We start from the raw sequence: 26,859 nt of genomic DNA, 5'->3' as shown, positions 1-26,859 counted from the left end.
TATGCCTCACCTCACGCCCGAGGACGACGACAGGAGCCACCGTGCCGCGCTTCGCCCTCCCCGGTGCCGAGCTCGACTGGGAGCTGAGCGACGAGGGCGGCGCCCCGGTCGTCCAGCTCCACGGCCTGACGTCGAGCCGCTACCGCGACCGTCTGCTCGGGGTCGACCTCGGCCTCGGGCTGAGCGGCACCCGGTTGCTGCGCTACGACGCCCGTGGTCACGGACGCTCGACCGGCCGGGCCGTGCCCGAGGACTACCGGTGGGACCCACTCGCGCACGACCTGCTCGCGCTGCTCGACCACGTCTTCCCCGGCGAGGCGGTCCACGGAGTGGGGCCGTCGATGGGCTGCGGCACCCTCCTGCACGCGATCGCCCTCGACCCCGGGCGCTTCCGCGGGCTCACCCTCGTCGTGCCCGCGACGGCGTGGGAGACGCGGGCCGCGCGGGCCGCCGAGTACCGCGCGAGCGCCGACGTCGTCGAGCAGCAGGGCTTCGAGACCTTCGCCGCCCTCGGGGCGCTCGCGCCGCGACCGCCGGCGACCGTCGGCACCCCGATCACCCAGCCCGACGTGCCCGAGGAGCTGCTGCCGACGCTCTTCCGCGGCGCGGCCCTCACCGACCTGCCGCCGCGCGAGGTCGTCGCGCGGGTGGCGGTGCCGACGACGGTCATGGCGTGGGTCGACGACCCGGCCCACCCGGTGAGCTCGGCGGAGGCGATCGCGGGCCTGGTGCAGGGCAGCCGGCTCGTCCTCGCGCGCACCCCGCAGGACGTCGCGCAGTGGCCGGCGATGCTCCACGAGCAGGTCCTCGAGACGCGCTGAGCACTCGCCTCGGCGGGGGTCGTCGAGGTGGGAAGGTGACCCCATGAGGTCCTACTGCGCGGTCCACGTCGACGTCGGCTACCTGCTCGCCTCGGCGGCGACGTACGTCACCGGCAGCTCGCTGCGCCGCGGGGTGGTCGTCGACTACCCGACCCTCATCGCCCGTCTCGTCGAGCAGGCCGAGACCGACTCCGGTCTGCCGCTGCTCCGGGTCAACTGGTACGACTCCGGCGCCCGCCCCGGCGGGATGCCCGACTACCAGCAGGAGGAGATCGGCCTGCTCCCGCGGGTCAAGCTGCGCCTGGGCCGGCTGTCGTACTCCGGCGACCAGAAGGGCGTCGACATCCGGATCGGGCTCGACCTCGCGATCCAGGGCCGCAACCGCGTCGCCGACGCCGTCTACCTCGTCTCCGGCGACGACGACCTCACCGAGGCCGTCGAGGAGGCGCAGAGCCACGGGGTGCAGGTCGTCCTGCTCGCCGTCGCCGACCGCGCCGGCCGCCCCCACGGCGTCTCGAAGCACCTGCGCCGCGCGGTCGACGGGCTGCTGCTCGTCGGGCCCGAGACGATCGAGGCCACCGTGCGCTCCGTCGCGATCCCCGAGGAGCTGCTCCCCGAGGGGGCGAAGGGGGAGACCCTCGAGGAGGAGTGCGCGGCCGTCGCGCCCGAGGGCGTCGACGAGGTCATGCCCGCGGCGGTGGAGGAGGAGGGCCCGGGCGAGCCGGCCGCCGACCCCGTCGAGACGGGGACGGCACCCCCTTCGCCCGCTCCCCCTTCGCCCGCTCCCGTGCCGGTGGCCGCGGCCGAGGCGACGCCCTCGCCCGCGACGGACGGGGCGCCGCGGCCGGGTCTGCCGAGCCCCGCGGTCTTCGCCCGGCGGCGGGCGACCGCGCTCGTGCTGCCCGGGGCAGACATGCACATGGAGGTCGCCGTCGACCCCGAGCTCGGGGTCACCGAGGAGGTCGTCGACGGCGTCGCGAAGCGTCTCGTCGCGTCGTGGTGCGCGACCTCGACGCCCGAGCAGCTCGCCGAGCTGCGGCGCGCGGCGCCGACCCTGCCCGCCGAGCTCGACCGGGCCCTGCTCGTCGACCTCGCGAGCCGCACCCAGGACCACCACGTCGACGACGAGGCCCGTCAGCACCTGCGCGACCGCTTCTGGGTGCACGTCGGGCGCGTCCGCATGGAGTGACCCGACGTGGGGTCACCCGGCGGACGCGCCCGGGGTGGTGCGGTGAGGCGTGAGCCTTTAGAGGCGGACGAGCATCTTGCCCGTGTTGGCCCCGCCGAGCAGGTCGATGAAGGCCTGCGGTGCGGCGCCGAGGCCGTCGCGGAAGGTCTCGTCGGCCTGCAGCTGCCCGTCGGCGAGCCACTGCGTCGCGCGCTCGCGGTACTCGGCCGCGAGGTGCTCGTAGTGCCCGACGATGAAGCCGCGCAGGGTGAGGTTGCGGCCGATGGCGATCGCGAGGTTGCGCGGGCCGGGGGTCGGCTCGGTGGAGTTGTACTGCGCGATCGCGCCGCACATGGCCACGCGGCCGAAGAGGTTGAGGCTGCCGATCGCGGCCTCGAGGTGGTCGCCGCCGACGTTGTCGAAGTAGACGTCGATGCCGTTCGGAGCGGCCTCGCGCAGGCTCTCGCGGACCGGCTTGTCGCGGTAGCTGAAGGCCTCGTCGAAGCCGAGCTCGCGCAGACGGGCGACCTTCTCGGCGCTGCCGGCCGAGCCGATGACCTTCGAGGCGCCGAGCGCCTTCGCGACCTGACCGACGACGGAGCCGACGGCACCGGCGGCGCCGGAGACGAAGACGACGTCGCCCTCCTTCATCTCGGCGACGGCGGTCAGGCCCGCGTACGCGGTCAGACCGGTCATGCCGAGGACGCCGAGGTAGGCGGAGGTGGGGGCTGCGTCGGTGTCGACGACGCGGACGCGCGCGGCGGGCAGCACGGCGTGCTCGCGCCAGCCCAGGCCGTGGACGACGTGCTGGCCGACGGAGACGGCGTCCGAGCGCGAGGCGATGACCTCGCCGACGGCGCCGCCGTCGAGGGGGCCGTCGACGGCGAAGGGGGCGACGTAGGAGTCGCGGTCGTCCATCCGGCCGCGCATGTACGGGTCGACCGACATGACGGTCGTGCGCACGAGGATCTCGCCCTCGGCGAGCTCGGGGAGGTCCACGGTCTCGACGCGGAAGTCGTCGGGCGTGGGCTCTCCCTTCGGGCGGGAGGCGAGGACGACCTGGCGGGTGCTGGTGGGGGTCGAGGAGGTCACGGGCATCAGTCCTGGGCGACCGTGACGGTCACGTCGATGTTGCCGCGGGTCGCGTTGCTGTACGGGCACACCTGGTGCGCGGCGTCGGCGAGCTGCTGGGCGGCGTCGGCGTCGAGGGCCGGGAGGGTCACCTCGAGCTCGACGGCGAGCTGGAAGCCGCCGTCGTCGGTCGGGCCGATGTGGACGCGCGAGCCGACGGAGGAGTTGCTGACGTCGGCCTTCGTGCGGCGGGCCACGGCCTGGAGCGCGGAGTGGAAGCAGGCCGCATAGCCGAGCGCGAAGAGCTGCTCGGGGTTGGCGCCCTGGCCGCTGCCGCCCATCTCGGTGGGGATGGCCATGTCGAGGTCGAGGCTGCCGTCCGCGGTGCGGGCGTGGCCGTCGCGGCCGGCGCCGGTGGCCAGGGCCTCGGCGGTGTAGAGGGTCTTCATGATGATGCTCCTTCGTGGGGCGAGGGGGTGGTGGTCTGGTCGGCGGGGGCGCCGGAGGCCGCGTCGCAGAAGCGGCGGGCGAGGCTGCGCAGCATGCTCAGCTCGTCGGGGGTCATGTCGACGGCCGCGAAGACGCGCCGCTGCAGGGCGGCGATCTCGTGCTCGAGCTCAAGGCCGTGCTCGGTGAGGTGCACGGTGACCTGACGGGCGTCGGTGCTCTCGCGACGACGCTCGACGAGGCCGAGCGAGACCATGCGGGTGAGCAGGGGCGAGAGCGTGCCGCTGTCGAGGCGGAGCGCGGTGCCGAGCTCGGAGACGGCCTGGCCGTCGCGCTCCCACAGGGCGAGGAGGGTGACGTACTGCGTGTAGGTCAGCCCGAGGTCGGCGAGCGACTCCCGGTAGGCCGAGGTCGCCGCCCGCGACGCCGAGTACAGGGCGAAGCAGAGCTGCTCGTCGAGGGGGTGGGAGTCGGCCATGGAGATAAAGATTGCACACAACTGAGTTGTGCGCAACTTAGGTTCGCAGGGAGGGGCGCTGCTACGCCTCGGCGAGGAGGGCGCGGACGGCGCGCTCGACGACGGCCTGCTCCTGGGCGGGGGTGCGCGGGCGCCGGGCGCGGGGGACCGTGAGGACGCGGCCCTCCTCGTAGAGGTCGATGACCCGCGGGTCGATGTAGGACGTCCGCGCGATCGTCGGGGTGTTGCCGAGGTAGTCGGCGACCTGCTCGACGGCCTGCTTGATGGCCCGGCGACGTGAGGCCTGGGTCAGGCCGTCCTCGCTCGACTGCGCGAGGGCGACGGCCGCGTGCACCGTCGCGTGCCACGTGCGGAAGTCCTTGGCCGTCACCTCGCCGCGGAAGAGCTCGGCGAGGTAGCCGTTGACCATCGCGGCGTCGAGGTCGCTCCACAGCCGCCCGTCCTTGTAGACGAGCAGGCGGTCGGACCCGCCGCGTCGGCCGCGCATCACCTGCAGCGAGGCGGCGACGTCGACGTCCTCGACGGTGATCGACTGCTGGATACCGCCCTTGCCGACGAAGGTGAAGAGCAGCGCCCCCTTCGCCCGGCGCACGTGCGTGCGCTGCAGCGTCGTCAGCCCGAAGGACCCGTGCTCGTCGGTGTAGCTCTCGCTGCCGATCCGGAAGTAGCCGAGGTCGAGCAGGCGTACCGCGGTCGCCGTCGCCCGCGTGATCGGCATGCCGTCGAGCGCGAGGTCGAGAGCGAGCTGCTTGCGCACACGCGGGAGCCGGGCCGCCGCGGCGAGCACCCGGTCGTGCTTCGCGGCGTCGCGCTTCTCGCGCCAGTGCGGGTGGTAGAGGTACTGCCGCCGCCCGGCCGCGTCGGTGCCGACGGCCTGGATGTGCCCGTTGGCGAAGGGGGAGATCCACACCTGCTCCCACGCGGGCGGGATGGCGAGCGCCCGGATCCGCGCGACCTCCTCGGCCGGCAGCCGCTGCCCGTCCGCGTCGACGTAGGAGAAGCCCCGCCCGGCACGCCGGCGGGTCCACCCCTTCGCGCTCGGCGACACGGTCCGCAGCCTCATCTGCCCGATGATGGCGCGCCGCAGGCCTCAGACGGCTGGCACGAAGGGGGGTCGTCCAGGGTTGAGCAAGGGCGCTGCGTCGGGTCGGAGGTCGGCGCCGGCTCTGACCGTCAGCTCGTGCGGTGCACCTTGTGCGCCGCGGCCTGCGCGAGCGGGCGCACGGTGAGCTTGTCGATGTTGACGTGGTGGGGGAGCCCGGCGACCCACGACACGCACTCGGCGATGTCCTCCTGGGTCAGCGGCTCCTCGACGCCCGCGTAGACCGCGTCGGCCTTGGCCTGGTCGCCGTCGAAGCGCACGAGCGAGAACTCGTCCGAGCGGACCATCCCCGGGGCGATGTCGCACACCCGCACCGGCTCGCCGTTGAGCTCGAGCCGCAGGGTGTCCGCGACGAAGGCCTCGGCGGCCTTCGCCCCGCAGTACCCGGCGCCGCCCTCGTAGGCGACGAGCGCCGCGACGGAGGTGATCATGACGACCGTCCCGCGGCCGGCACGGAGGGCGGGCAGCAGCGCCTTGGTCACGGCGACCGTCCCGATGACGTTCGTCTCGTACATCGCGCGCCACGCGTCGAGGTCGGCCTCGGCGACCGGCTCGAGCCCGAGGGCACCGCCGGCGTTGTTGACGAGGAGGGTGACCTGCGGCCCCGCAGCCTCGGCGAGCGCCGCGACGTCGTCGGGCTTCGTCACGTCGCACGTCACCGCGCGCCCGCCGATCTCGGCCGCGAGCGCCTCGACGCGCTCGGTGCGGCGGGCGGCGAGGACCACGTCGTACCCGTCGGCGGCGAGGCGCTGCGCGCACGCCTTGCCGATCCCGCTGCTCGCCCCGGTCACCACTGCCACGCCACGTGAGGTCATGGGCGCGAGCCTAGGACCGGGTGGCCGAGACCTCGACGCGGGTCGTGCGGGTGAGGCGCAGGGCATGTCGATCGGAGACTTGGTCGCTGCCCCGTACGTACGGGGCAGCGACCGAGTCGGCAGGACGGGGTGTCGGTGCGGCTCAGCCCCAGGCGGCGAGGAGCGCGGCGCCGCTCGCCCAGGTGGCGCCGGCGCACACGAGCGCGAAGCTGCCCTGCCACACGGCCCCCGGCACGCTGGTGAGCCGGGCCATCGCCGAGGAGTCGCTGCCCGCGTCGTGGGAGCGGACGGTGGCACCGAGGTGACGCCACGCCCCGACGAGCAGGAGCAGGCCCAGGCCGACGAGCACGTGCTGCTGCACCACGTCGTCCCGCCACCACCACAGCGAGCCGCCCGCGGCGAGGACGGCGAGGACGACGACACCGGTGAGGGCCGAGCGCACGTAGACGAGGGAGACGAGCAGGGCGAGGAGGGTCAGGGTGAGCACCGGCGCGGCCCAGCCGCGGGCGGCGGCGAGCACGAGCACCGCCCCCGCGACGGCTGGCGCGGGGTAGCCGGCCCACGTCGTCGCGGCCAGGCCCGGGCCGCGCGGGCGCCCGACGGTCACCGTGTGGCCCGACATGTCGGGGCGCAGGACGAAGCCGGTGAAGCGGCGACCGGAGAGGACCCCGACGACGGCGTGCCCGAGCTCGTGGACGAGCGTCACGCCGAGCCGCAGGACCCGCCAGGCGGGGGCCCAGCCGACGGCGACCGCGGTGACCGCGAGGACGACGAGGACCCCCTGGGGCGCGAGCAGCTCGGTGCGCGCCGCAGGGGACCAGCGCTGCGCGAGATCGGCCCACTCCACGGGGTCACCGTAGGGCTGCCCCCTGACCGCTCCCTGGGGCCCCTCGGTGCGAGGATGACGAGATGGCCATCGATCGCTTCGACGGCGCCATCCTCGGCGTCGGCACGACCTCCGGGGTCCGGGTCGTCGTGGGGCGCTGGGAGGGCTCGCCGCTCGGCGCCTTCGCCGACGTCATGCTCGCCACCGCCGACGACCAGCGGGTGCTGCTCGCCCCGGACGAGGCGGTCGCCGAGTACGTCTCGCAGACCTACAACTTCGACGAGGTCGTCCACTGCCCGGTGACCGTGCGCGACACCGGCGACGGTGCGAGCCGCAGGTGGCACGTCAGCGCGGGCGAGCTCGTCCTCGACGTCGTCCTCGGCGGGCGCACCGCGACCGGCCGGCTGCTGCGCCCGATCCCCACCGCGCTCGCGACGAGCCGTCCCGTCGCCGTCCTCGCCGACCCCTTCGCCCGTCTCCTCCACCCCGGGGTGCGCACGGTCGGCACCGCCGGGGGCGGGCGCCGCGAGTACTACGGCGCGCGCGACCAGCACGCCGTCGAGGCCGTCGCGGGCAGCTGGCGCGGCGTCGACCTCGGCCGACTCGCCCCGGTGGACCCGCCGCCGCGCTTCGGCTTCAGCAGCACCCCCCGCACGCCGAGCCTGACGAGGGTGCGCACGACGATCGTGCGCAGCGAGGTCGTAGGGTCGTGAGGGACCCGATCCCCTGCGGAAGGACCCTCATGGCACACGTGCTCATCATCGGCGGACACGGCAAGGTCGCCCTGCTGGCCGCCCCTCTCCTCGTCGCGGACGGGCACCGCGTCACCTCGCTCATCCGCAACCCCGACCACGCCGACGAGGTCGCCGCCACCGGTGCCGACCCGGAGGTCGCCGACGTCCAGGAGCTCGACACCGACGCGATGGCCGAGCTGCTCGAGGGCGTCGACGTCCTCGTGTGGTCGGCTGGTGCCGGCGGTGGCAGCCCCGAGCGCACCTACGCCGTCGACCGCGATGCCGCCGTGCGCAGCATGGACGCCGCGGCCCGCGCCGGCGTCGGGCACTACGTCATGGTCAGCTACTACGGCGCCGGGCTCGACCACGGCGTCCCCGAGGACGACGGCTTCTACGCCTACGCCCAGTCCAAGGCCGAGGCCGACGAGCACCTGCGCTCGAGCCGGCTCACGTGGACGATCCTCGGCCCGAGCGGGCTCACCCTCGACCCCGGCACGGGGCGGATCGACGCCGACGCGACCGAGGGCGGTCACGTCCCGCGGGCCGACGTCGCCGCCGTCATCGCCGGGACCGTCCGCGAGGGCGCGCGCCTGGGCGGGGTCACCGTGGAGTTCAACACCGGTGACACCCCGGTTGCCGAGGCGCTCGCCGCCCACCGCGCGGGCTGAGGACCGACGTGCCCGACCTGCACCCCCGACTCCAGACCCAGCTCGACCTCGTCACGGCGCGCAACCCCGGCGAGCCCGAGTTCCTCCAGGCCGTCCAGGAGCTCATGCTCAGGCTGAGCCCCATCGCCGGCCGCCGGCCCGACTACGCCCAGTGGTCGGTGCTCAAGCGGATGTGCGAGCCCGAGCGGCAGATCATCTTCCGCGTCCCGTGGGTCGACGACGCCGGCGAGGTGCAGATCAACCGCGGCTTCCGCGTCGAGTTCAGCTCGGTGCTCGGGCCGTACAAGGGCGGGCTGCGCTTCCACCCCAGCGTGAACATCTCGATCGTCAAGTTCCTCGGCTTCGAGCAGGTCTTCAAGAACGCGCTCACCGGTCTGCCGATCGGCGGCGGCAAGGGCGGCTCGGACTTCGACCCGAAGGGACGCAGCGACGGCGAGGTCATGCGCTTCTGCCAGTCCTTCATGACCGAGCTGCACCGCCACATCGGCGAGTACACGGATGTGCCGGCCGGCGACATCGGCGTCGGGGCGCGCGAGCTGGGGTACCTCTTCGGTCAGTACAAGCGGATCACCAACCGCTACGAGTCCGGGGTGCTCACCGGCAAGGGCCTGTCGTGGGGCGGCTCCCGGGTGCGCACCGAGGCCACGGGGTACGGCACCGTCTACTTCGCGCAGGAGATGCTCGCGACCCGCGGCGACTCCTTCGACGGCAAGCGCGTCGTCATCTCCGGGTCGGGCAACGTCGCGACGTACGCCGCGCAGAAGGCCGAGCAGCTCGGTGCGACGGTCGTCGCCGTCTCCGACTCCGGCGGCTACGTCGTCGACGAGTCCGGGATCGACGTCGCCCTGCTGCAGGAGATCAAGGAGCAGCGGCGCGAGCGGCTCACCGAGTACGTCAGCGCAAAGGGGGCCTCGGCCCACCACGTCGCGGACGGGTCGATCTGGGACGTGCCGTGCGACATCGCCCTGCCGTGCGCGACCCAGAACGAGCTCACCGGGCGTGACGCGAAGACGCTCGTCGAGCACGGGGTCGGGCTGGTCGCCGAGGGCGCGAACATGCCGTGCACGACCGACGCCGTCGAGGTGCTGCGCGACGCGGGTGTGCTCTACGCGCCCGGCAAGGCGAGCAACGCCGGCGGGGTCGCGACGAGCGCGCTGGAGATGCAGCAGAACGCCAGCCGCGAGTCATGGGGCTTCGAGGAGACCGAGGACAGGCTGCGCGAGATCATGACCTCGATCCACGAGCAGTGCGTCGCGACCGCCGACGAGTACGGCGACCCGGGCAATTACGTCATGGGCGCCAACCTCGGCGGCTACCTCCGCGTCGCCGACGCGATGGTCGCCCTCGGCGTCGTCTGAGCCGTCCGCCTCGGTGGTCTAGAGACCCGGACCGCTCAGCCGAGGAAGGACTGCACGCGGTCCTTCGGCCGGCCGATGATCGCGCGGTCGCCGCGGACGAGGACGGGGCGCTGGAGCAGGCGGGGGTGGTCGACGAGCACGGCGACGACCTGGTCCTCGCTCGCGACGTCGTCCTCGCCCAGGCCCAGCTGCTTGAAGTGGCTGTCGCGCCGCACGAGGTCGGTCACCGGGTCCTCGAGCTTGCCGGCGAGCTCGCGCAGCGCGGTCTCGTCGAGCGGGTCCTTGAGGTACTGGACGACCTCGACGTCGGCGCCGGCCGCCTCGGCGACCTCCACCGCGTGCCGGGAGGTCGAGCAGCGCGGGTTGTGCAGAAGCGTGATCTCAGCCATGGCACCGACGATAGGGCCGCGGACCCCCTTCGGTGCGGCGGGTCGGCGACCGGCTCAGCCGCGGCGGAAGACGGGGACGTCGCTGCTCGAGACCGACGGCTCGAAGCGGTACCCGCCGCCGTCGAAGTCGCGCAGAGCCCGCACCGAGCGCACCCGGTGCTGCACCATCCACGCAGCCATCTCGCCGCGGGCCCGCTTGGCGGGGAAGGAGATGACGCGCCACCGCCCGGAGCGGTCCTGGTCCTCGAAGCGAGGCGTGACGACCCGCGCGTCGAGCGCGTCGAGGTCGACCGAGCCCGCGTACTCCTGCGAGGCGAGGTTGACGACGACCGCCGGACCGGGAGACTCGGCGAGGTCGGCGGCGACGAGGTCGGTGATCTGCGAGCCCCACCACGCGTAGAGCGAGTCGCCGCGCTCCGTCGCCAGGCGCGTGCCCATCTCGAGCCGGTAGGGCTGGACGAGGTCGAGCGGGCGGAGCACCCCGTAGAGCCCGGAGAGGATGCGCACGACCTTCTGCGCCTCGGTGAGGTCCCGGGCGTCGAAGCGCTCGCGCGCGTCCATCCCGCGGTAGACGTCGCCGTCGAAGAGGTAGATCGCCGGCCGGGCGTTCTTCGTCGTGAAGGGCGTCTCGAAGTCCTCGTAGCGCTGCGCGTTGAGCCGCCCGAGCTCGGGGGAGATGTCCATGAGGTCGCCGATCTCCTCCGGCGACTTCGTGCGCATGACCTCGACGAGCCGCTCGGCCTGCTCGAGCATCCGCGGCTGCGTGTGCTTGCGCGTCGGCAGCGGCGAGTCGAGGTCGAGGGACTTGGCGGGGGAGAGCAGCGCGAGCACGCCACGACGCTACCCGGCCGGGCCGGCTGTCGGCGACGTCGGTGAGGATGGGGCAGTGAGCTCCTCCCTTCGCGTCGCGTCGTACAACGTCAACGGCATCCGGGCCGCGCACCGCCGCGGCTTCGGCGAGTGGCTTGCCCGCCGCGACCCCGACGTCGTCGCCCTCCAGGAGGTCCGGGCGCCCGCTGCGGCGATCCCCGAGGGCGCCTTCGGCGACCTCCACTGCGTCTACGAGCCGGGGCAGATCCCCGGCCGCAACGGCGTCGCCGTGCTCACCCGCGAGGCCCCGACCGCCGTGCGCACGTGGGACGGCACCGCCGTCGTCATCGCCCCGGGCCAGGAGCAGCACGTCGTCGAGGCGCCGCCAGGCACCCTCGCCCGCGGCATCTCGCGCTACGCGACCGAGGGCCGATACGTCGAGGTCGACCTCGCCGACCGTCCCCTCACGGTCGCCTCGCTCTACCTGCCGAAGGGGGGTCTGCCGGCCGAGCTGCAGAAGCCGGGCCGGATGCGCGAGGCCCCCGACGGCGGCGCCCGCTACGAGCGCAAGATGCACTTCATGGACGCCTTCGCGCGCCAGCTCGCCCGCTCGCGCAAGGCGGCGCTCGCCGCCGGGCGGGACTTCCTCCTCATGGGCGACCTCAACGTCGCCCATCTCGAGCACGACGTGCGCAACTGGCGCCGGGCCCGCCAGTCCGAGGGCTTCCTGCCCGAGGAGCGCGAGTGGATCGACGCGCTCATCGGGCCGCGCACCCTCGTCGACGTGCTGCGCTCGCACGTCGGTCCGGCCGACGGCCCGTACTCGTGGTGGTCGTGGATGGGCGAGGCCTTCGCCAAGGACGTCGGCTGGCGCATCGACTACCACCTCGCCACCCCGCGGCTGGCGCGGACGGCCGTGGCCGCCGGGGTCGACCGCGAGCCGTCCGCCGACGCGCGCGTGAGCGACCACGCGCCCGTCGTCGTCGACTACGCGACCTGACCTCGGAGCCGGGGCGGGGCGGTCAGTCGCCCGCGATGTCGAACATCCACTTCCCGCCGTCGCTGACGCCGACCCGCCAGCCCATGTACCCGGTGCCGGCCTCGCGCATCTGCTCCGCCTGGGCGGGCGTCAGCAGACCGGCGTCGACGACCTCGTCCCACGCGGCGTCGCTGTCGGCCCAGTACGGGGTCGCGACTCGGGGCCACACGCGGTAGGTCGCGTAGGCGGTCTTCTGCGTGCCCCACTGCGTACCCATGGCGACGGCCGTCCAGCCGTAGCGGTGCTCCGGGTCGTCGGGCAGCGCCCACGCCTGGCGCGGGGTGGTGATCCCGAAGCTCAGCCGAGTGCGGTCACGGGTCGTGCGCCACACGAGGGCGTCCTGGCGGCAGCCGACGGTGTCGGTGCGGATCGCCTCGGCGGTGCGGCGGGCCCGGTCGGGCAGGGCCCAGCCCGAACGCAGCCGTGAGGTGACCTCGCTGCCGCTGCACGTCGGCGCGGTCGCGCCGCTGCCTGCCGACGGGGCCGCTGCTGATGGCGCGGCGGTGGCGGCGGGCGCGGCGAGCGCGAGCAGACCGAGCGCGGCCGTGGCGGTGATGAGGTGATGACGCATGGCGTTCCCCTTCCTCTCCGGCGCCCGGGCGGGCGCCGCGAGCCCCCTGCGGGCTCTCCTCCTACGACGTCGCAGGTCGCCGACCGGTTCGGGGTGACCCTGGACGAAGGGGGGCGCTCACCCCCTTCGCCCGCGCCGACGGCGAGAGGATGGCGGCCATGACCTACCGAGTGGACGAGTACCAGGCGGCTGCGGGCCGCTACGCGCACGGCGCCGCCGCGACGAGCGGCACGGGGATGGTCTACCGACGGTGCGGGGCCTCGGGCCTGGACCTGCCGGCGATCTCGCTCGGGCTGTGGCACAACTTCGGCGACGACGTGCCGATGGATCGCCAGCGCGACATCTTGCGACGTGCCTTCGACCGCGGCGTCACCCACTTCGACCTCGCGAACAACTACGGCCCGCCGTACGGCTCGGCCGAGCGCAACTTCGGGGTGCACCTCGAGCGCGACCTCCGCCGCTACCGCGACGAGCTCGTCATCAGCAGCAAGGCCGGCTACGACATGTGGCCCGGTCCGTACGGCCAGGGCGGCGGCTCGCGCAAGTACCTGATCTCCAGCCTCGACCAGTCGCTGCAGCGGATGGGGCTCGACTACGTCGACATCTTCTACAGCCACCGCTTCGACGAGACGACCCCGCTCGAGGAGACGATGGGTGCGCTGGACTCGGTCGTGCGGGCGGGCAAGGCGCTCTACGTCGGCATCTCCAGCTACTCGGGGCCGCGCACCCGCGAGGCCATCGCGATCCTGCGCGACCTCGGGACCCCGCTGCTCATCCACCAGCCGAGCTACTCGATGCTCAACCGCTGGGTCGAGGAGGACCTGCTCGACGTCCTCGGCGTCGAGGGCGTGGGCTGCATCGCCTTCAGCCCGCTCGCCCAGGGGATGCTCACCGACAAGTACCTCGACGGCATCCCCGAGGGATCGCGGGCCGCGCAGGGCAAGTCGCTCGACCCCTCGCTGCTCACCGACTCCGCGCTCGCCCACGTGCGGGCGCTGAACTCTATGGCGCAGGACCGCGGCCAGAGCCTGGCCCAGCTCGCGCTGTCGTGGGTGCTGCGCGACCCGCGGGTCACCTCCGCGCTCGTCGGAGCCAGCAGCGTCGAGCAGCTCGACAGCAGCCTCGACGCGCTCGGGTCGCTCGACTTCGAGACCGAGGAGCTCACGGCGATCGACCAGCACGCGGTCGAGGCCGGGATCAACCTCTGGGCGCCGAGCAGCGCGCACTGAGGCGGGACGGCACGTCGTGGACGGCACGCCTCTGACAGCGCGAAGGGGGTCGGCTCAGCGGACCCGGACGACCCGCACGTCGGAGCGCGGCAGCTCGGCCGGCCCGGCGCTCGCCGTGGCGACGGTGGCGTAGGTCGGGGTCGGCGAGTGCCCCAGCTGGACCACTCCGGCCGCGGAGGCCGGGACGGCCGCGGGGCCGACGACGGCCACGGCCGAGGCGGTGAGGACGGCTCCGGCGAGCCGGGCTGCGGTGCGGGCGGTGCGGTGGGCCATGACGATCTCCTCATCGGTCGGTCCGCCGGTGGTGGCGGCACGACCGACTCTGGGGCGGGGCCTTGTGGGTCGGCTGTGCGCTTCGTGTGACGCCGCGACGAGGTGCTCGCTAGCCTCACGGCATGACGACTCATCGAGTCCAGGCCCCCGTCATCGGCGAGGGCGAGAAGGTCACGGGTCCCGCCTCGTACTTCCCGGCGATCGAGCGGACGTACGACCGGCCGGTGCAGGGCTGGCTCGACATGGCCGCCGACGCGCTCGAGACCCGCACTCACATGGAGGTGGTCGGCATGCTCAAGCAGGAGCACGGCCTCGGCCACGGGCATGCCAACGCCGTCGTCGCCTACGTCCGGGCCGCCCAGGACGGCTGACCGGCCGACCCAGCCGCGTCCTGTCCCAGGGGCGGGGCGGGGCGGGTCCACCCGCTCGCGCGGGCCCGCGTCCCCGCTCAGGCGGGGGCGTCGAGCCGCTCGAGCTGCTCCGGGGCGAGCTCGGCGCGCGCGGCGACGAGCGCCGAGTCGAGCTGCTCGGCGGTGCTCACACCGACGATCGGCCGCCACCCGCGCGCGAGCATCCATGCGAGGACGACCTGACCGGCGTCGAGCCCGCTCTCGTCGGCGACCGCGTCGAGGACGGCGAGACGGGCGGTGGTCCCCGGGTGGTCGTAGGCCTCGGGGAAGGGCCGCTCGGCGCGCCGGGTGTAGCTCGCCTGGACGAGCGGGCTGTAGACCCACAGCTCGGTGCCCGGGTGCGCGTCGAGGTAGGACAGGGTGTCGACCCCCACCCAGCCGTACGGGTTGTCCTTGCCCGGCACGGCGGCACCGGGCCGGGGCGAGACGTAGGACGTGTGCAGCTGGAGCGCGTCGACGGGCTGCAGACCCGCGGCGACGGCCACCGCACGCGCCCGCTCGACCTGCCACACGGGGAAGTTCGACATCCCCACCCGTCGGGCCGAGCCCTCGGCGACGACCTCGCCGAAGGTGCGCGCGACCTCCTCGACCGGGGTGCGCTCATCGGGCACGTGGGCCCAGTAGACGTCGACGACGTCGGTGCGCAGCCGGCGCAGCGAGGCCTCGACCGCCGAGCGCACGTGGTCGCGCCCGAGCCCGACCGTCCGGCGGATCTCGCCGTCGAAGGGGTGGTCCGGCTCGGCCCCGACCTTCGTCGCCAGCTCGACCCGGGCGCGCATGCCGGGCCGCGAGGTGAGCCACTCGCCGACGCACTCCTCGGACTGCCCGCCCCGCCCGGACTCGCTCGTCCAGAAGGAGTAGGCGTCGGCGGTGTCGATCATCCGCCCTCCCGCGTCGACGAAGCGGTCCATGAGGTCGTGGGCCGTGCCCTGCTCCACCCGCGTGCCGAAGTACATGGTCCCGAGGACCAGCTGGTCGATGCTCATACCCGCACCGTAGAGGCCAGCGCCTAGGCTCGACGCGTGACGACCCCGGCCGAGCAGGAGCCGCCGGCCCCCTCGCGGGACCGGGGCTGGGTCGTCCTCGTCGCCCTCACCGTCGTCGGGCTCGTCCTCGCCGTCCTCGCGACCCGCAGCGCCGGTCCGGGCCAGGGAGCGCAGCCGGTCGCCTCGACGTCCTCGTCGTCGTCGTCCACCTCGGCGGCCGGCCCGCCGGCGGGCGGCCCGACGGCGACCTCGGGCCCGAAGGGGGAGGACGTCCCCCCGGCCACCGCGTCGCCCACCCCCGCCGACCCCCGGGTCGTCGAGAGCGGCAACGGCCGTCTCGCCCCCGTCTCGGTGAGCGGGGCGGACCCCGGCGGCGACGGGCGCGTCGTGCGGTGGAGCCTGCAGGCCGAGCAGGGCCTCGGCGTCGACCTCGACGAGCTCGCCCGGGTCGTGCGCAGCACGCTCGTCGACCGGCGCGGCTGGCGGGGCGCCGACGGCATCCGCTTCGTCCACGTGCCGGCCTGGCGGGTCGCCCGTGGCGAGCCGGTGCAGATCCGGATCACCCTGGCCAGCCCGCAGACCACCGACCGGCTGTGCGCCCCGCTGCAGACCCGCGGCGAGGTGTCGTGCTGGCAGGGCGGCAGGGTCGTGCTCAACAGCCGTCGCTGGCTCACCGGCGCGCCCGCCTACAAGGGTCGTCTGGCCGACTACCGCACCTATCTCGTCAACCACGAGGTCGGCCACGGCCTGGGCTACGGCCACGAGGAGTGCGCCGGTGCCGGCCGCCGCGCCCCGGTGATGATGCAGCAGACCCTCGGCGTCGGTCGCTGCTGGTCGTGGCCCTACCCCGTCGGCGACGGCTCCGTGCTGCGCTGAGCGGCTAGCCTGCCGCGATGGGGGTGCGGGAGAGGCTCGGCTTCGCCGTCGCCGTGGCCGGGCAGAACCTCGTCTACACCTTCCTCGGGCTCTACCTGCTCGTCTACCTCTACGACACCGTCGGGCTCTCCGAGCGCGCGGTCGTCGTGCTCACGGCGACCATCGCCGCGATCCGCGTCTGGGACGCCGTCGACGACCTCCTCGTCGGCCTCGTCGTCGACCGCACCCGCACCCGGTGGGGCACCTACCGGCCCTACGTGCTGCTCACCGCGCTCCCGGTCGCGCTGCTCACGTGGGCACTCTTCAGCGTGCCGGACATCGGCGAGGGTGCCCAGGTCGCCCTCGTCGCCGTCGTCTACCTGCTGTGGGGCATCACCTACACGGCGTGCGACGTGCCGCTGTGGTCGCTCACCGCGGTCGTCGCGACCGACGACGAGAGCCGCAGCCGGCTCGTCGCGTGGGCCCGGGCGGCGGCGATGCTTGGGCTCGCGGTCGCGACCCTCGCCGGCGCCCCTCTCGCCCTCGCCCTGAGCGCCGGGCCCGAGGTCACCGCGCAGGGATGGAGCCGGGCCGCGCTGGTCGTCGCCCTCGTCGGCATGGGCCTGTACTCGCTCGCCTTCTTCGCGACGACCGAGCGGGTCGCCCACGACCGAGCGCCCATCCCCCTTCGCACCTCCGCCCGGGGCTACCTGTACAACCGCCCCCTGCTCCTCGTCCTACTCTCCGGGGTGCTCGGCTTCGGCCAGCTCGTCGTGCAGGTGGGCGGCGCGGTCGTCGCGAGCGTCGTCTTCGGCGGGGTCGAGGTCTTCACGACGCTCGGCGGGGCGCTCGTCGCCGGGGTCGTCGTCGGCGCCGCGCTCGCCCCCCGCGTGCTGCGGCGCTCGACCCGTCGACGCACCGCCCTGCTCGCGCTCTCGGCGATGTCGGCGACAGGCCTGGTCCTGCTCGCCGTCGGACCGGGCTCGCTGCCGCTCGTCGCCGCGCTCTTCGCGCTCGTCGGCCTGTGCAACGGCGTGCATGCCGTCACCCAGACCCTCCTCGTCGCCGACACCTCCGACCTCGCCGAGATCCGCACCGGCGAGCGGGTCGACGGCGCCTCCTTCGCCGGGCTGACCTTCGTCACGAAGCTCGGGGGCGCCCTGGCCACCCTCGTCTTCGGCGTCGCGGTGAGCGCCGTCGGCTACGCGAAGGGGGTCGAGGTCACCCCCTCGATGCGCGAGGAGCTGTGGCGCTGGCTCACGATCGTGCCCGCGCTGAGCAGCGCCGCCGCGATGCTGCCCCTCCTGCGCTACGACGTGCCGGAGGCCGACCTGCCCCGGTTGCTGCGGGAACGACGTGCGGGCAAGGGGGCTGCGTCCCGGCCGCACGGCGGCGAGGGGGAGCGGACCGGGGGGTCCGCGGAGTACGGTCCGGGACTGTGAGCGAGATGAAGACCGAGACGACGAGCGGCGACGCCCCGCTCGTCGAGCGCGTCGGAGCGGTGCTGCGCACCCTCGACGACCTCCAGGAGTACCTCAGCGGCGTCGTCCACACGGTGCGGGCGGCGATCCCCGGGTGCGACGCCGTCGGCGTGACCGTCGTGTGCGGGGAGCGACCCTTCACCGCCGCCTACACGACCGCCATGACCCTGCAGATCGACGCGGTGCAGTACTCGCTCGACGAGGGCCCGTGCCTCGAGGCCCACGACACGATGACCTCGGTGCGGGCCGACCTCGACGAGGCCGCCGAGCGCTGGCCGCGTTTCGTCGCCGCGATCGAGCCCACCCCGACCCGCGGGCTCGTCGCCTACCCGCTCCTCGTCGACGGCGAGTCCTACGGCGCGCTCAACCTCTACGCTGCGAGCGTGTCCGCCGTGGAGCACGCCGACGACTCCATGCTGCGCGCGACGGCGAGGCGCATCGCCGAGGTCGTCGCCTCCGGCATCGCGCTGGCGGAGGCCACCGAGCTCGTCGGCCAGCTCGAGCAGGCCGTGGCCTCGCGCGCGGTCATCGAGCAGGCGAAGGGGATCCTCATGGGTCGGCACGGGGTCGACGAGGCCCGGGCCTTCGACCTGCTGCGAGAGCAGTCGTCACGCACGAACGTCAAGCTCCGCCAGATCGCCGCCTCCGTCGTCGCCGGCACGAGCGGGCGGTCCTGACACCGGTACATCCTTTCGGGTAGTCGCGCGAGGGCTCCCGTCCTTCGTATGCTCTCCCTGCCCTGAAGCCAACCGGGGATCGCGCGAGCGTCCCCGTCGGCCCTGCCCTCGGCACCCCCGGTCGGCCCTCGCGACGGTCCCGCGAAGGAGAGCCGCACCGGTGTCGATCACCTGGGAGTCGCGACGCGCCCGTCGCGCTGAGCCGACGCTGCTGTGGGTCGTCGACCCGAGCAGCCCGGTCACCCGCGCCGACCTCGGGGTCGTGCGCGACATCGCCCACGCCGTCCAGGGCCAGCTGCCCGTCGAGGTCGTCGTCACCGGCGAGGACGAGCGCGCCGCCGCGGCGAGCACCGCCGTCCTCGCCCTCCTCGCGACGAGCCCGGAGCACCCCGTGCGCGTCGTCGAGGACGTGTGCCGCGCGCACCTCGACGACGCCCTCGACCTCGCCGACCACGGCGTCGTCGCCCAGCTCGCCGACCGCCGCGGTCTCGACGCCGAGGCCGTGCGCGTCCTCGTCGGCTCGGACGCCGTCGCGGGCATGGCCGCCGAGGACCGCGACATCGCCCGCTGCCTCGGCGACCCGGCCGACCACGCCCTGTACTACCTCGCCGGCCGTGACATCCATCGACTCCCCGGTCCGGGCAGCTCGGCACGCGAGCTGTACGCAGCCTTGCGACAGGTGCACCCGGCGGGCTGACCCCCTTCGCCGCCCGCGGCTAGGGTGACGCCATGGCGCGCCCGCACACCGCCGCCCTCCTCGAGGACGCGTGGCACCGACAGCTCGCCGGCGTCATGCGCCGCCGCGGCTGGGGCACCCGGGTGCTCGCCTTCACCGGGTACGGGTCGACCTCGTCGGTGCGCATCCTCGGGCGCGTCCTCATGACCCGCCGCCCCTACGCGCCGGCGGCCGCCGACGCGGGCGCGACCTGGCTCGAGCTGCGCAACGCCGACGTCGAGCGACGCGGGTGGCGCGCCTTCTTCACCACCCCGGCGATCGGCGAGCCGGTCACCGTGCACGTCGGCGACCGCGAGGTGCGCGCCCGGGCCGACCGCTCGGGCCTGCTCGACCTCACCGTCACCGGGCACGGTCTCGAGCCGGGCTGGCACGAGGTGCGCCTGGAGTCGCCGCGGGCGGCCGAGACGACCGCCTCGGTCTTCGTCGTCGCGCCCGAGACGACGATGGGGCTCGTCAGCGACATCGACGACACGATCATCACGACGACGATGCCCCGGCCCTTCATCGCCGCGTACAACACCTTCTTCCGGCACGAGGGCTCGCGCCGACCGGTGCGCGGCATGGCGACGATGTACCGCTCGCTGCTCGAGGAGCACCCCGGTGCCCCGGTCGTCTACGTCTCGACGGGGGCGTGGAACGCCGTGCCCCAGCTCACCCGCTTCATGCGCCGCGGCGGCTTCCCGCCCGGGCCGCTGCTCATGACCGACTGGGGCCCGACGAACACCGGCTGGTTCCGCTCCGGGCAGGACCACAAGCGGGCCTGCCTGCACCGCCTGGCCCGGGACCTGCCGCAGGTGCGGTGGGTGCTCGTCGGCGACGACGGGCAGCACGACCCGAGCATCTACGGCGCCTTCGCCGAGCAGCGCCCGGACCGCGTCCGGGCGATCTGCATCCGGGTGCTCACCGCGACCGAGCAGATGCTCTCGCACTTCACCCCCGTGGCGACCGACGACTTCGAGCAGCACGTCGGCGTCGACCTGCCCGTCGTGCGCGCGCCCGACGGCTTCGCGATGGCGCCGGTGCTACGACGCGCCATCGCCGCCGGCCAAGAGAGGACCGCTGATGCCTGAGCTGCCCGAGGTCACCGGCCTCGTCGACTTCCTCGCCCACCGCCTCGACGGCCTGGCCGTCGACAGCCTCGAGCTGGCCTCGATCACGGTGCTCAAGACCTACGACCCGCCGCCCCAGGCGCTCGCCGGGTTGCCGGTCGACGCCGTGCGACGGCACGGCAAGTTCGTCGACCTCGACTGCGACGGCACGCATCTCGTCTTCCACCTTGCCAAAGCGGGCTGGCTGCGCTGGTACGAGGAGGCACCCGCGGCGACGGCCCGTCCGGGCAAGGGGCCGATCGCGCTGCGCGTGCGCTTCTCCGACGGGTCGGGCTTCGACCTCACCGAGGCCGGCACCCGCAAGTCGCTCGCCGCCTACGTCGTGAGCGACCCCGCCCAGGTGCCGGGCGTCGCCGCGCTCGGGCCCGACCCGATGACGACGGACTTCACCCGTGAGCGCTTCGGCGAGGTCGTCCGGGCGCAGAAGGGCCAGATCAAGGGCGTGCTGCGCGACCAGCGGGTCATCGCGGGCATCGGCAACGCCTACTCCGACGAGATCCTCCACGCGGCGCGGCTCTCCCCCTTCGCCCTCGTCTCCTCGCTCGACGACGACGACCTCGACCTGCTCTACGACGCGATGCGCCACGTCCTCGCCGAGGCCGTCGAGGCGGCGTCGGGCAAGCCGGCCGCCGAGCTCAAGGACGCGAAACGGGCCGGGATGCGCGTGCACGGCCGGACCGGTGAGACCTGCCCGGTGTGCGGCGACGTCGTGCGCGAGGTGAGCTTCGCCGACCGCTCACTGCAGTACTGCGCGACCTGCCAGACCGGCGGCAAGCCGCTCGCCGACCGCCGCAGCAGCAAGTTCCTCAAGTAGTCAGCAGGGCCTCGGCGAGCGCGCGGTCGCACACGATCGCCTCGGGGAAGCCGCCGGCGACGGCGGCGCGCACGACCTGCGCCTTCTCCGCACCCGCGGCGAGCAGGACGACGTGGGGGATGCGCTCGAGGTCGCGCAGCGTGAGGGTGACGAGCCGGTCGTAGGTCGCGCTCGCGACGCCGCGCCCCTGCGCGTCGAGGAGCACGCCGGCGACCTCGCCCACGACGCCCTGCCGGGCGGTCTGGCGCCGTGCGGTCGCCGAGATCGCGTCGTGGACCGTCGAGGAGCCCTCCTGCCAGGCCCCGGCGGCGACGAGCGCGTGGGTGACGCGGCGCAGCTGCGCGCGCGCCGCGCGGACCTCGGGCTGACGGGCGAAGGTCGCCGCGGCCTCGGCGTCCTCGGCGACGAAGGGGGCGAAGAAGAGCGTCGAGCGGCCCCCGCTCACCCGGGCGACGGCGCGCGCGATGGCGACCGCGCTCGTGTCGATCCCGGGCGACTGGTGGGCCCCGGTGAGCTGGACGACGTCGACGACCGGCAGGTCGTGGACGTGCTCGACCATGCGGGCGATGGTCCGCGACCACGGCAGCCCGAGGACGTCGCCGTCGGCGAGCAGCTGGGGGAGCAGGTCGGCGGCGGCGAGCGCGACGTCACCGGTCGCGACGACCGCGCGCTGCAGGCCGAGCTCGGAGCGCAGCCGCTCGGAGAGCTCGAGGTCGACGCACGAGTCGTCGTCGATCTGGATGCGCACGATCCCGTGCTGCCGGGCGAGCTCGATGAGCCGGGCGACCTTGAAGCGCGAGACGCCGAGCGCCTCGGCGATGTCGGTCTTGCTGCGGTCCTCGAGGTAGTGCATCCGGGCAGCGGCGACGCACGAGGCCCGCTCCGCGGGGCTCAGCGGCTCCAGCGCGCTTCCGGTTGACACGGATGCACGGTACTCCAATACTCATCTGAGCACCACGGCTGCTCAGATGAGCGTCCCGCGCTCGACGGAGAGCGCCACGAGGGGCCATCGGGCCGGACCCGCCACGACGGAGGACTGACGTGTCGCACAAGAGATCTCGCACGATCGGGGCCACGCTCTCGGTCCTCCTCGTCGGTGGCTGCACCGCCGGATGGGGAGGCGGGGCCGGCGAGGGCGGGCAGGACAGCATCAACGTCCTCATGGTCAACAACCCGCAGATGATCGACCTGCAGAACCTCACCGAGGAGCACTTCACCAAGGAGACGGGGATCAAGGTCAACTACACCGTCCTGCCGGAGAACGATGTCCGCGGCAAGATCAGCCAGGAGTTCTCCAGCCAGGCCGGGCAGTACGACGTCGCCTCGCTGAGCAACTTCGAGGTGCCGATCTACGCCAAGGCCGGCTGGATCGCCCCGCTCGACGAGTACATCGACGCCGACCCCGACTTCGACCAGGACGACATCCTCGAGTCGATGGCGACGTCGCTGTCCTCCGACGGGTCGGTGTACGCCGAGCCCTTCTACGGCGAGAGCTCCTTCCTCATGTACCGCAAGGACGTCCTCGACAAGCACGGGGTGACGATGCCGGCCAACCCCACGTGGGACGAGGTCGCCGAGGCGGCCGCGGCGGTCGACGACAAGGAGCCGGGCATGGACGGCATCTGCCTGCGCGGCCTGCCCGGGTGGGGCCAGGTCTTCGCCCCCCTGACGACCGTCGTCAACACCTACGGGGGCACGTGGTTCGAGGAGGACTGGACGGCGAAGGTCAACTCCCCGGAGTTCACCGCGGCCGTGCAGTTCTACGTCGACCTCGTGCGCGAGCACGGGCAGACCGGCGCGGCGCAGTCCGGCTTCGCCGAGTGCCTCAACAGCCTCGTCCAGGGGCAGACCGCGATGTGGTACGACGCCACCTCCGCCGCCGGCTCGATCGAGGCCGAGGACTCGCCGAACAAGGGCAAGTTCGGCTACGCCGCCGCGCCGGTCAAGGAGACGAAGAGCTCGGGCTGGCTCTACACGTGGGCCTGGTCGATGCAGTCGGCGAGCACGCGCAAGGACGCCGCGTGGGAGTTCATCTCCTGGGCGAGCAGCAAAGAGTTCGAGGAGACGGTCGGCACGGAGATCGGCTGGGCCAACGTGCCCTCCGGCAAGCGCCGCTCGACCTACGAGAACAAGGACTACCTCGAGGTCGCGGGAGCCTTCGCCGAGCCGACGCTCAAGGCGATCGAGTCCGCCGACCCGGAGAACCCCGGGCTCCAGCCGCGGCCCGCGCCGGGCATCCAGTTCGTCGACATCCCCGAGTTCCCGATCCTCGGGACCCAGGTGAGCCAGGAGATCAGCTCGGCGATCGCCGGCAAGCAGACGGTGCCCGAGGCTCTCGCCAACGGGCAGGTCCTCGCGGAGGACGTCAGCACGAAGTACCAGAGACGCGAGGAGGGGCAGTGAGCGCGACGACGCAGCAGCGCCGGGTGGACCGTGAGGGACCCGCCACGGACGACAGGCGGCTCGACCAGGCCGGTCGGTGGGCACGGCGGGCCCCGCTGCTGCCCGCGCTGATCTTCACGATCATCCTCACCCAGCTCCCCTTCGTGGTGGCCCTGGGGATCTCCTTCATGAACTGGAACTCCTACTACCCCGACGACCGCGGCTTCGCCGGGGTGCAGAACTTCGTCGACATCTTCACCGACACCAACGCGCGCAACGCGGTCGTCGTGACGATCATCCTCACGGCGAGCGTCGTCATCCTCAGCCTGCTGCTCGGCCTGGGCATCGCGCTGCTGCTCGACCGGCCCTTCCGGGGTCGCGGCTTCGTGCGCACGATGATGATCACGCCCTTCCTCGTCGTGCCGGTCGCGGCCGCGCTGCTGTGGAAGCACGCGCTCTACAACCCCGAGTACGGCCTGCTCAACGGCATGCTGACGACGATCTTCGGCGACGACGCGCCGCAGCCGGACTGGATCACGAACAACCCGCTCATCTCGATCATCGTCGCGCTCGTGTGGCAGTGGACGCCCTTCATGATGCTCATCCTGCTGGCCGGGCTGCAGAGCCGACCGCTCGACGTCGTCGAGGCAGCGCGCATCGACGGCGCGAGCTCGTGGCAGATCTTCACGAACATGACGCTGCCCCACCTGCGCCGCTACATCGAGCTCGCCGGTCTGCTCGGCGCGATCTACGTCGTGCAGAACTTCGACCACGTCTTCACGATCACCGGCGGCGGGCTCGGCACCGCGAACCTGCCGTACTACATCTACGAGACCTTCTACATCGGGCAGGACTACGGCCGGGCGTCGGCTGCCGGTGTCATCACCGTCATCGGCACGCTGATCGTCGCCTCGCTCGCCCTGCGCACGGCCCTGTCGATCTTCCAGGAGGACAAGTGAGCACCGCGACCGCCACCCCCGGAGCACGCACGAAGAAGCCGCGGAGCGGGCCCAGCCGCAAGGGCGTCCTGCTGAGCGTCGCCGCCTGGGTCATCGCCCTGCTCTTCGTCGCCCCCGTGCTGTGGATGATCCTCACGTCCTTCCACAGCGAGGCCGACGCGGCGACGAACCCGCCGAGCTTCTTCGCGCCCATCTCGACGGAGGGCTATCAGACCTTCCTCGACGCGGGGCCGTGGCCGCCGCTGCTCAACTCGATGACGGCGAGCGTCGTGAGCACGGTCCTGTGCATCGTCCTCGCCCTGCCGGCCGCGTACGCGCTGTCGATCAAGCCGGTGGAGAAGTGGACCGACGTCCTCTTCTTCTTCCTCTCGACGAAGATGCTGCCGATCGTCGCGGCGATCATGCCGATCTACCTCTTCGCCAGCAAGCTGCAGGTGCTCGACAACATCTGGGCGCTGACGATCCTCTACACGGCGATGAACCTGCCGATCGCGGTGTGGATGCTGCGCTCCTTCCTCGCGGAGGTACCGGTGGAGATGCTCGAGGCCGCGCAGATCGACGGCGCCGGGCTGATCCGGACGCTCACGCGGATCATCGCGCCCGTCGTCATGCCGGGCATCGCCGCCGCCTCGCTCATCTGCTTCATCTTCAGCTGGAACGAGCTGCTCCTCGCCCGGGTGCTCACGAGCACGGTCGCCCAGACCGCCCCGGTCTTCCTCACCGGCTTCGTCACGAGCCAGGGCCTCTTCCTCGCCAAGGTGTGCGCCGCCTCCTTCGTCGTCTCGCTGCCGGTGCTCATCGCCGGCTTCGCCGCGCAGGACAAGCTCGTCCAGGGCCTGTCGATGGGTGCGGTGCGCTGATGGCGGTGGCTCTCGAGCAGTCCGCGCTCGCGCAGCTCGGCGAGGTCTCGGTGCCGACGTACGACCGGTCCGCGCTGCGGACCGGGGTGGTGCACTTCGGGATAGGCGGCTTCCACCGGGCGCACCTCGCGATGTACCTCGACCGGCTGCTCGAAGGGGGAGTCCCCGGGGCGCAGGAGTGGGCGGTCACCGGTGTCGGCCTGCTCGACCAGGACCGCCGGGTCGTCGAGACCCTCACGGCGCAGGACGGCCTGTACACGCTCGTCGTCAAGCACCCGGACGGGCAGCTCGAGGGGAGGGTGGTCGGCTCGATCCGTGAGGCGCTGCTCGCCCCCGACGACCCCGAGGCCGTCCTCGACCGGCTCACCGCGCCGACGACCCGTGTGGTCTCGCTGACGATCACCGAGGGCGGCTACCTCATCAACCAGGTGACCGGTCGCTTCGACCCGACGCACCCGAGCCTGGCCTCCGACCTCGCCGGGGACGGCCCGCCGCGGACCGCCTTCGGGTACCTCGTCGAGGCCCTGCGCCGACGACGTGACGCCGGCACCGCGCCCTTCACCGTCATGTCGTGCGACAACCTGCCCGGCAACGGCGACGTCGCCCGGCACGCCGTGACGACCTTCGCCGCCCAGCGCGACCCCGAGCTCGCCGGCTGGATCGAGGAGGAGGTCGCCTTCCCGAACGCGATGGTCGACCGGATCACCCCGGTGACGACCGACGAGGACCGCGCGACGGTGCGCGAGCAGCTCGGCGTCGACGACGGCTGGCCGGTCGTGTGCGAGCCCTTCACCCAGTGGGTGCTCGAGGACCACTTCGTCGACGGGCGACCGCCGGTCGAGGAGGTCGGTGCCCAGCTCGTCGACGACGTCGAGCCCTACGAGCTGATGAAGCTGCGGCTGCTCAACGCCAGCCATCAGGCGCTGTGCTACCTCGGCTACCTCGCCGGGCACCGGTACGCGCACGAGGTGTGCAACGACGAGGACTTCGTCACCTTCCTCCAGGGGTACATGCGCGACGAGGGCCGACCGACCCTGCCGGAGGTGCCCGGGGTCGACCTGCAGGAGTACTCGGACACGCTCGTCGAGCGCTTCGCCAACCCGCAGATCCGCGACACCCTCGCCCGGCTGTGCGCGGAGTCATCCGACCGGATCCCGAAGTGGCTGCTCCCCGTCGTCCGGCACAACCTCGAGCACGGCGGCGAGATCTCGCGCAGCGCGCTCGTCGTCGCCGCCTGGGCCCGGTACGCCGAGGGCGTCGACGAGCAGGGTCAGCCGATCGAGGTCATCGACCACCGCCGCGACCGCGTGCTCGCGGCGGCCCAGGCCCAGCTCGGCGACGACCCGCTCGCCTTCCTGCGCGACGACGAGCTCTTCGGCGACCTCGCGCAAGAAGAGCGCTTCACGTCGGTCTACCTCGAGCACCTCGAGGTCCTCCACCGCGACGGCGCCCGCGAGGCGGTCCGCCGCGTCAACACCCAGCAGTGACGGTCGGGGTGCGGGGGGAGGGCTCGCTGGTCGAGGTGCGAGCGTCAGGGAGCCTCGAGACCACCCGCCCTTCGCTGGTCGAGGTGCGAGCGCCAGCGAGCCTCGAGACCACCTCCCCGCCGCTCCGGCGCAGCAGGGCTCGCGGAGCCTTGGTCCTCCCTCCGCTCGGGCGCTGCGCGCCCTTCGCTGCGGTCCGGTCCGCCTGATGCTCCGCGAACCCTCCCGCGCCTGCGCTCACCTCACCTTCGCTGGTCGAGGTGCGAGCGCCGGCGAGCCCGAGACCGCTCGCTCCCTTCGCTGGTCG

Annotated in this window: 30 protein-coding genes; 18 read left to right on the top strand and 12 right to left on the bottom strand. The window is 73.3% G+C overall.

Annotated features, from left to right (window positions below; all coding sequences use genetic code 11):
• The first annotated feature begins 41 nt into the window (after positions 1–41).
• Together ABIB53_RS13865 and ABIB53_RS13860 are read left to right on the top strand one after the other, a co-directional pair.
• Complete coding sequence (locus tag ABIB53_RS13865) at positions 42–821, top strand: alpha/beta fold hydrolase (RefSeq protein WP_354588592.1); 780 nt, start codon at positions 42–44, stop codon at positions 819–821.
• Between the two features lie 43 nt (positions 822–864).
• Positions 865–2,010 (top strand): NYN domain-containing protein, encoded by a 1,146-nt coding sequence (locus ABIB53_RS13860; RefSeq protein ID WP_354588591.1) that lies wholly within the window; start codon positions 865–867, stop codon positions 2,008–2,010.
• A gap of 57 nt (positions 2,011–2,067) precedes the next feature.
• Here the strand turns inward: ABIB53_RS13860 and ABIB53_RS13855 are convergent, their stop codons facing one another.
• The 6 genes from ABIB53_RS13855 to ABIB53_RS13830 form a co-directional block, all read right to left on the bottom strand.
• Positions 2,068–3,087 (bottom strand): NADP-dependent oxidoreductase, encoded by a 1,020-nt coding sequence (locus tag ABIB53_RS13855; protein ID WP_502914651.1) that lies wholly within the window; start codon positions 3,085–3,087, stop codon positions 2,068–2,070.
• Positions 3,087–3,509, bottom strand: coding sequence for an organic hydroperoxide resistance protein (locus ABIB53_RS13850; RefSeq protein ID WP_068271111.1), 423 nt, complete (start codon positions 3,507–3,509; stop codon positions 3,087–3,089). Before ABIB53_RS13850 ends, ABIB53_RS13855 begins: the two co-directional genes overlap by 1 nt.
• Positions 3,506–3,985: a MarR family winged helix-turn-helix transcriptional regulator gene (locus tag ABIB53_RS13845; RefSeq protein ID WP_354588589.1), complete on the bottom strand. Its 480-nt coding sequence runs from the start codon at positions 3,983–3,985 to the stop codon at positions 3,506–3,508. Before ABIB53_RS13845 ends, ABIB53_RS13850 begins: the two co-directional genes overlap by 4 nt.
• A gap of 61 nt (positions 3,986–4,046) precedes the next feature.
• Positions 4,047–5,048: a DNA topoisomerase IB gene (locus tag ABIB53_RS13840; protein WP_354588588.1), complete on the bottom strand. Its 1,002-nt coding sequence runs from the start codon at positions 5,046–5,048 to the stop codon at positions 4,047–4,049.
• A 110-nt stretch (positions 5,049–5,158) separates the two neighbouring features.
• Positions 5,159–5,902: an SDR family oxidoreductase gene (locus ABIB53_RS13835; RefSeq protein WP_191681897.1), complete on the bottom strand. Its 744-nt coding sequence runs from the start codon at positions 5,900–5,902 to the stop codon at positions 5,159–5,161.
• Positions 5,903–6,044: 142 nt separating this feature from the next.
• Positions 6,045–6,749 carry a M50 family metallopeptidase gene (locus ABIB53_RS13830; protein ID WP_354588587.1) on the bottom strand — a complete coding sequence of 235 codons (705 nt, stop codon included), beginning with the start codon at positions 6,747–6,749 and terminating at the stop codon, positions 6,045–6,047.
• A 62-nt stretch (positions 6,750–6,811) separates the two neighbouring features.
• Here ABIB53_RS13830 and ABIB53_RS13825 point away from each other — a divergent pair, with 62 nt between their 5' ends.
• The 3 genes from ABIB53_RS13825 to gdhA are packed head-to-tail and all read left to right on the top strand — an operon-like array spanning position 6,812 to position 9,488.
• Complete coding sequence (locus tag ABIB53_RS13825; protein WP_354588586.1) at positions 6,812–7,441, top strand: hypothetical protein; 630 nt, start codon at positions 6,812–6,814, stop codon at positions 7,439–7,441.
• A gap of 29 nt (positions 7,442–7,470) precedes the next feature.
• On the top strand, positions 7,471–8,130 hold the full coding sequence (locus tag ABIB53_RS13820; protein WP_354588585.1) for an SDR family oxidoreductase: 660 nt from the start codon (positions 7,471–7,473) through the stop codon (positions 8,128–8,130).
• 17 nt (positions 8,131–8,147) lie between these two features.
• Positions 8,148–9,488, top strand: a complete 1,341-nt coding sequence (gene gdhA / locus ABIB53_RS13815; RefSeq protein ID WP_354588705.1) for an NADP-specific glutamate dehydrogenase — start codon at positions 8,148–8,150, stop codon at positions 9,486–9,488.
• Positions 9,489–9,523: 35 nt separating this feature from the next.
• Here the strand turns inward: gdhA and arsC are convergent, their stop codons facing one another.
• Together arsC and yaaA are read right to left on the bottom strand one after the other, a co-directional pair.
• Positions 9,524–9,877 (bottom strand): arsenate reductase (glutaredoxin), encoded by a 354-nt coding sequence (gene arsC, locus ABIB53_RS13810; protein ID WP_201464596.1) that lies wholly within the window; start codon positions 9,875–9,877, stop codon positions 9,524–9,526.
• A 54-nt stretch (positions 9,878–9,931) separates the two neighbouring features.
• Entirely contained in the window at positions 9,932–10,708 is a 777-nt protein-coding gene (gene yaaA, locus ABIB53_RS13805; protein ID WP_354588584.1) for a peroxide stress protein YaaA, read from the bottom strand.
• A gap of 55 nt (positions 10,709–10,763) precedes the next feature.
• On the opposite strand from yaaA, the gene ABIB53_RS13800 reads away from it, so the two are divergent.
• Positions 10,764–11,687, top strand: a complete 924-nt coding sequence (locus ABIB53_RS13800) for an exodeoxyribonuclease III (RefSeq protein WP_354588583.1) — start codon at positions 10,764–10,766, stop codon at positions 11,685–11,687.
• 22 nt (positions 11,688–11,709) lie between these two features.
• On the opposite strand, the gene ABIB53_RS13795 is transcribed toward ABIB53_RS13800, so the two are convergent.
• The gene (locus ABIB53_RS13795; RefSeq protein WP_354588582.1) at positions 11,710–12,297 is read right to left on the bottom strand and encodes a hypothetical protein; all 588 of its coding nucleotides are present in this window, start codon (positions 12,295–12,297) and stop codon (positions 11,710–11,712) included.
• 158 nt (positions 12,298–12,455) lie between these two features.
• Between ABIB53_RS13795 and mgrA the strand changes: the two genes are divergently transcribed.
• Positions 12,456–13,526 carry an L-glyceraldehyde 3-phosphate reductase gene (gene mgrA / locus ABIB53_RS13790; protein WP_201464600.1) on the top strand — a complete coding sequence of 357 codons (1,071 nt, stop codon included), beginning with the start codon at positions 12,456–12,458 and terminating at the stop codon, positions 13,524–13,526.
• Between the two features lie 54 nt (positions 13,527–13,580).
• Here mgrA and ABIB53_RS13785 read toward each other — a convergent pair whose 3' ends face one another.
• The gene (locus tag ABIB53_RS13785) at positions 13,581–13,799 is read right to left on the bottom strand and encodes a hypothetical protein (protein WP_191564600.1); all 219 of its coding nucleotides are present in this window, start codon (positions 13,797–13,799) and stop codon (positions 13,581–13,583) included.
• Positions 13,800–13,921: 122 nt separating this feature from the next.
• Here ABIB53_RS13785 and ABIB53_RS13780 point away from each other — a divergent pair, with 122 nt between their 5' ends.
• On the top strand, positions 13,922–14,170 hold the full coding sequence (locus ABIB53_RS13780; RefSeq protein ID WP_354588581.1) for a DUF4287 domain-containing protein: 249 nt from the start codon (positions 13,922–13,924) through the stop codon (positions 14,168–14,170).
• A gap of 77 nt (positions 14,171–14,247) precedes the next feature.
• On the opposite strand, the gene ABIB53_RS13775 is transcribed toward ABIB53_RS13780, so the two are convergent.
• Positions 14,248–15,195, bottom strand: a complete 948-nt coding sequence (locus tag ABIB53_RS13775) for an aldo/keto reductase (RefSeq protein WP_354588580.1) — start codon at positions 15,193–15,195, stop codon at positions 14,248–14,250.
• Positions 15,196–15,231: 36 nt separating this feature from the next.
• Here ABIB53_RS13775 and ABIB53_RS13770 point away from each other — a divergent pair, with 36 nt between their 5' ends.
• The 6 genes from ABIB53_RS13770 to ABIB53_RS13745 all read left to right on the top strand — a co-directional run bounded on the left by ABIB53_RS13770 (position 15,232) and on the right by ABIB53_RS13745 (position 20,867).
• On the top strand, positions 15,232–16,071 hold the full coding sequence (locus ABIB53_RS13770; RefSeq protein WP_354588579.1) for a DUF3152 domain-containing protein: 840 nt from the start codon (positions 15,232–15,234) through the stop codon (positions 16,069–16,071).
• 17 nt (positions 16,072–16,088) lie between these two features.
• Positions 16,089–17,492 carry an MFS transporter gene (locus tag ABIB53_RS13765; RefSeq protein WP_354588578.1) on the top strand — a complete coding sequence of 468 codons (1,404 nt, stop codon included), beginning with the start codon at positions 16,089–16,091 and terminating at the stop codon, positions 17,490–17,492.
• 5 nt (positions 17,493–17,497) lie between these two features.
• Entirely contained in the window at positions 17,498–18,208 is a 711-nt protein-coding gene (locus ABIB53_RS13760; protein WP_354588704.1) for a GAF and ANTAR domain-containing protein, read from the top strand.
• 160 nt (positions 18,209–18,368) lie between these two features.
• Entirely contained in the window at positions 18,369–18,905 is a 537-nt protein-coding gene (locus ABIB53_RS13755; RefSeq protein WP_191564659.1) for a thioredoxin domain-containing protein, read from the top strand.
• 32 nt (positions 18,906–18,937) lie between these two features.
• Positions 18,938–20,014, top strand: coding sequence for an App1 family protein phosphatidate phosphatase (locus ABIB53_RS13750; RefSeq protein ID WP_123093154.1), 1,077 nt, complete (start codon positions 18,938–18,940; stop codon positions 20,012–20,014).
• Positions 20,007–20,867: a DNA-formamidopyrimidine glycosylase family protein gene (locus tag ABIB53_RS13745; protein WP_229300059.1), complete on the top strand. Its 861-nt coding sequence runs from the start codon at positions 20,007–20,009 to the stop codon at positions 20,865–20,867. Before ABIB53_RS13750 ends, ABIB53_RS13745 begins: the two co-directional genes overlap by 8 nt.
• On the opposite strand, the gene ABIB53_RS13740 is transcribed toward ABIB53_RS13745, so the two are convergent.
• On the bottom strand, positions 20,860–21,789 hold the full coding sequence (locus ABIB53_RS13740; RefSeq protein ID WP_354588577.1) for a sugar-binding transcriptional regulator: 930 nt from the start codon (positions 21,787–21,789) through the stop codon (positions 20,860–20,862). The genes ABIB53_RS13745 and ABIB53_RS13740 overlap by 8 nt on opposite strands.
• A gap of 119 nt (positions 21,790–21,908) precedes the next feature.
• Between ABIB53_RS13740 and ABIB53_RS13735 the strand changes: the two genes are divergently transcribed.
• Genes ABIB53_RS13735 through ABIB53_RS13720 form a run of 4 tightly spaced genes read left to right on the top strand, consistent with a single transcriptional unit; the run spans position 21,909 to position 26,555 of the window.
• Entirely contained in the window at positions 21,909–23,270 is a 1,362-nt protein-coding gene (locus ABIB53_RS13735) for an ABC transporter substrate-binding protein (RefSeq protein WP_502914650.1), read from the top strand.
• Positions 23,267–24,208, top strand: coding sequence for a carbohydrate ABC transporter permease (locus tag ABIB53_RS13730; protein WP_354588576.1), 942 nt, complete (start codon positions 23,267–23,269; stop codon positions 24,206–24,208). The genes ABIB53_RS13735 and ABIB53_RS13730 overlap by 4 nt, the downstream gene beginning before the upstream one ends.
• Positions 24,205–25,068, top strand: coding sequence for a carbohydrate ABC transporter permease (locus ABIB53_RS13725; RefSeq protein WP_123093151.1), 864 nt, complete (start codon positions 24,205–24,207; stop codon positions 25,066–25,068). The genes ABIB53_RS13730 and ABIB53_RS13725 overlap by 4 nt, the downstream gene beginning before the upstream one ends.
• A complete protein-coding gene (locus tag ABIB53_RS13720) occupies positions 25,068–26,555 on the top strand; it encodes a mannitol dehydrogenase family protein (protein ID WP_354588575.1) in 1,488 nt (495 codons plus the stop codon). The genes ABIB53_RS13725 and ABIB53_RS13720 overlap by 1 nt, the downstream gene beginning before the upstream one ends.
• Positions 26,556–26,859 lie beyond the last annotated feature (304 nt).

The sequence above is a fragment of the Janibacter sp. UYMM211 genome (assembly GCF_040547045.1).
Classification (GTDB): domain Bacteria; phylum Actinomycetota; class Actinomycetes; order Actinomycetales; family Dermatophilaceae; genus Marihabitans; species Marihabitans melonis.
Note: the sequence above shows the minus strand (reverse complement) of the source record. Positions and strands in the feature narration are given on the sequence as shown.

Excerpts from the sequence above, each read along its gene's own strand:
- ABIB53_RS13860 (WP_354588591.1), top strand. The coding sequence starts at position 865 with ATGAGGTCCTACTGCGCGGTCCACGTCGACGTCGGCTACCTGCTCGCC.
- ABIB53_RS13855 (WP_502914651.1), bottom strand. The coding sequence starts at position 3,087 with ATGCCCGTGACCTCCTCGACCCCCACCAGCACCCGCCAGGTCGTCCTC.
- ABIB53_RS13850 (WP_068271111.1), bottom strand. The coding sequence starts at position 3,509 with ATGAAGACCCTCTACACCGCCGAGGCCCTGGCCACCGGCGCCGGCCGC.
- ABIB53_RS13845 (WP_354588589.1), bottom strand. The coding sequence starts at position 3,985 with ATGGCCGACTCCCACCCCCTCGACGAGCAGCTCTGCTTCGCCCTGTAC.
- ABIB53_RS13840 (WP_354588588.1), bottom strand. The coding sequence starts at position 5,048 with ATGAGGCTGCGGACCGTGTCGCCGAGCGCGAAGGGGTGGACCCGCCGG.
- ABIB53_RS13835 (WP_191681897.1), bottom strand. The coding sequence starts at position 5,902 with ATGACCTCACGTGGCGTGGCAGTGGTGACCGGGGCGAGCAGCGGGATC.
- ABIB53_RS13825 (WP_354588586.1), top strand. The coding sequence starts at position 6,812 with ATGGCCATCGATCGCTTCGACGGCGCCATCCTCGGCGTCGGCACGACC.
- ABIB53_RS13820 (WP_354588585.1), top strand. The coding sequence starts at position 7,471 with ATGGCACACGTGCTCATCATCGGCGGACACGGCAAGGTCGCCCTGCTG.
- arsC (WP_201464596.1), bottom strand. The coding sequence starts at position 9,877 with ATGGCTGAGATCACGCTTCTGCACAACCCGCGCTGCTCGACCTCCCGG.
- ABIB53_RS13795 (WP_354588582.1), bottom strand. The coding sequence starts at position 12,297 with ATGCGTCATCACCTCATCACCGCCACGGCCGCGCTCGGTCTGCTCGCG.
- mgrA (WP_201464600.1), top strand. The coding sequence starts at position 12,456 with ATGACCTACCGAGTGGACGAGTACCAGGCGGCTGCGGGCCGCTACGCG.
- ABIB53_RS13785 (WP_191564600.1), bottom strand. The coding sequence starts at position 13,799 with ATGGCCCACCGCACCGCCCGCACCGCAGCCCGGCTCGCCGGAGCCGTC.
- ABIB53_RS13780 (WP_354588581.1), top strand. The coding sequence starts at position 13,922 with ATGACGACTCATCGAGTCCAGGCCCCCGTCATCGGCGAGGGCGAGAAG.
- ABIB53_RS13775 (WP_354588580.1), bottom strand. The coding sequence starts at position 15,195 with ATGAGCATCGACCAGCTGGTCCTCGGGACCATGTACTTCGGCACGCGG.
- ABIB53_RS13765 (WP_354588578.1), top strand. The coding sequence starts at position 16,089 with ATGGGGGTGCGGGAGAGGCTCGGCTTCGCCGTCGCCGTGGCCGGGCAG.
- ABIB53_RS13760 (WP_354588704.1), top strand. The coding sequence starts at position 17,498 with ATGAAGACCGAGACGACGAGCGGCGACGCCCCGCTCGTCGAGCGCGTC.
- ABIB53_RS13750 (WP_123093154.1), top strand. The coding sequence starts at position 18,938 with ATGGCGCGCCCGCACACCGCCGCCCTCCTCGAGGACGCGTGGCACCGA.
- ABIB53_RS13745 (WP_229300059.1), top strand. The coding sequence starts at position 20,007 with ATGCCTGAGCTGCCCGAGGTCACCGGCCTCGTCGACTTCCTCGCCCAC.
- ABIB53_RS13720 (WP_354588575.1), top strand. The coding sequence starts at position 25,068 with ATGGCGGTGGCTCTCGAGCAGTCCGCGCTCGCGCAGCTCGGCGAGGTC.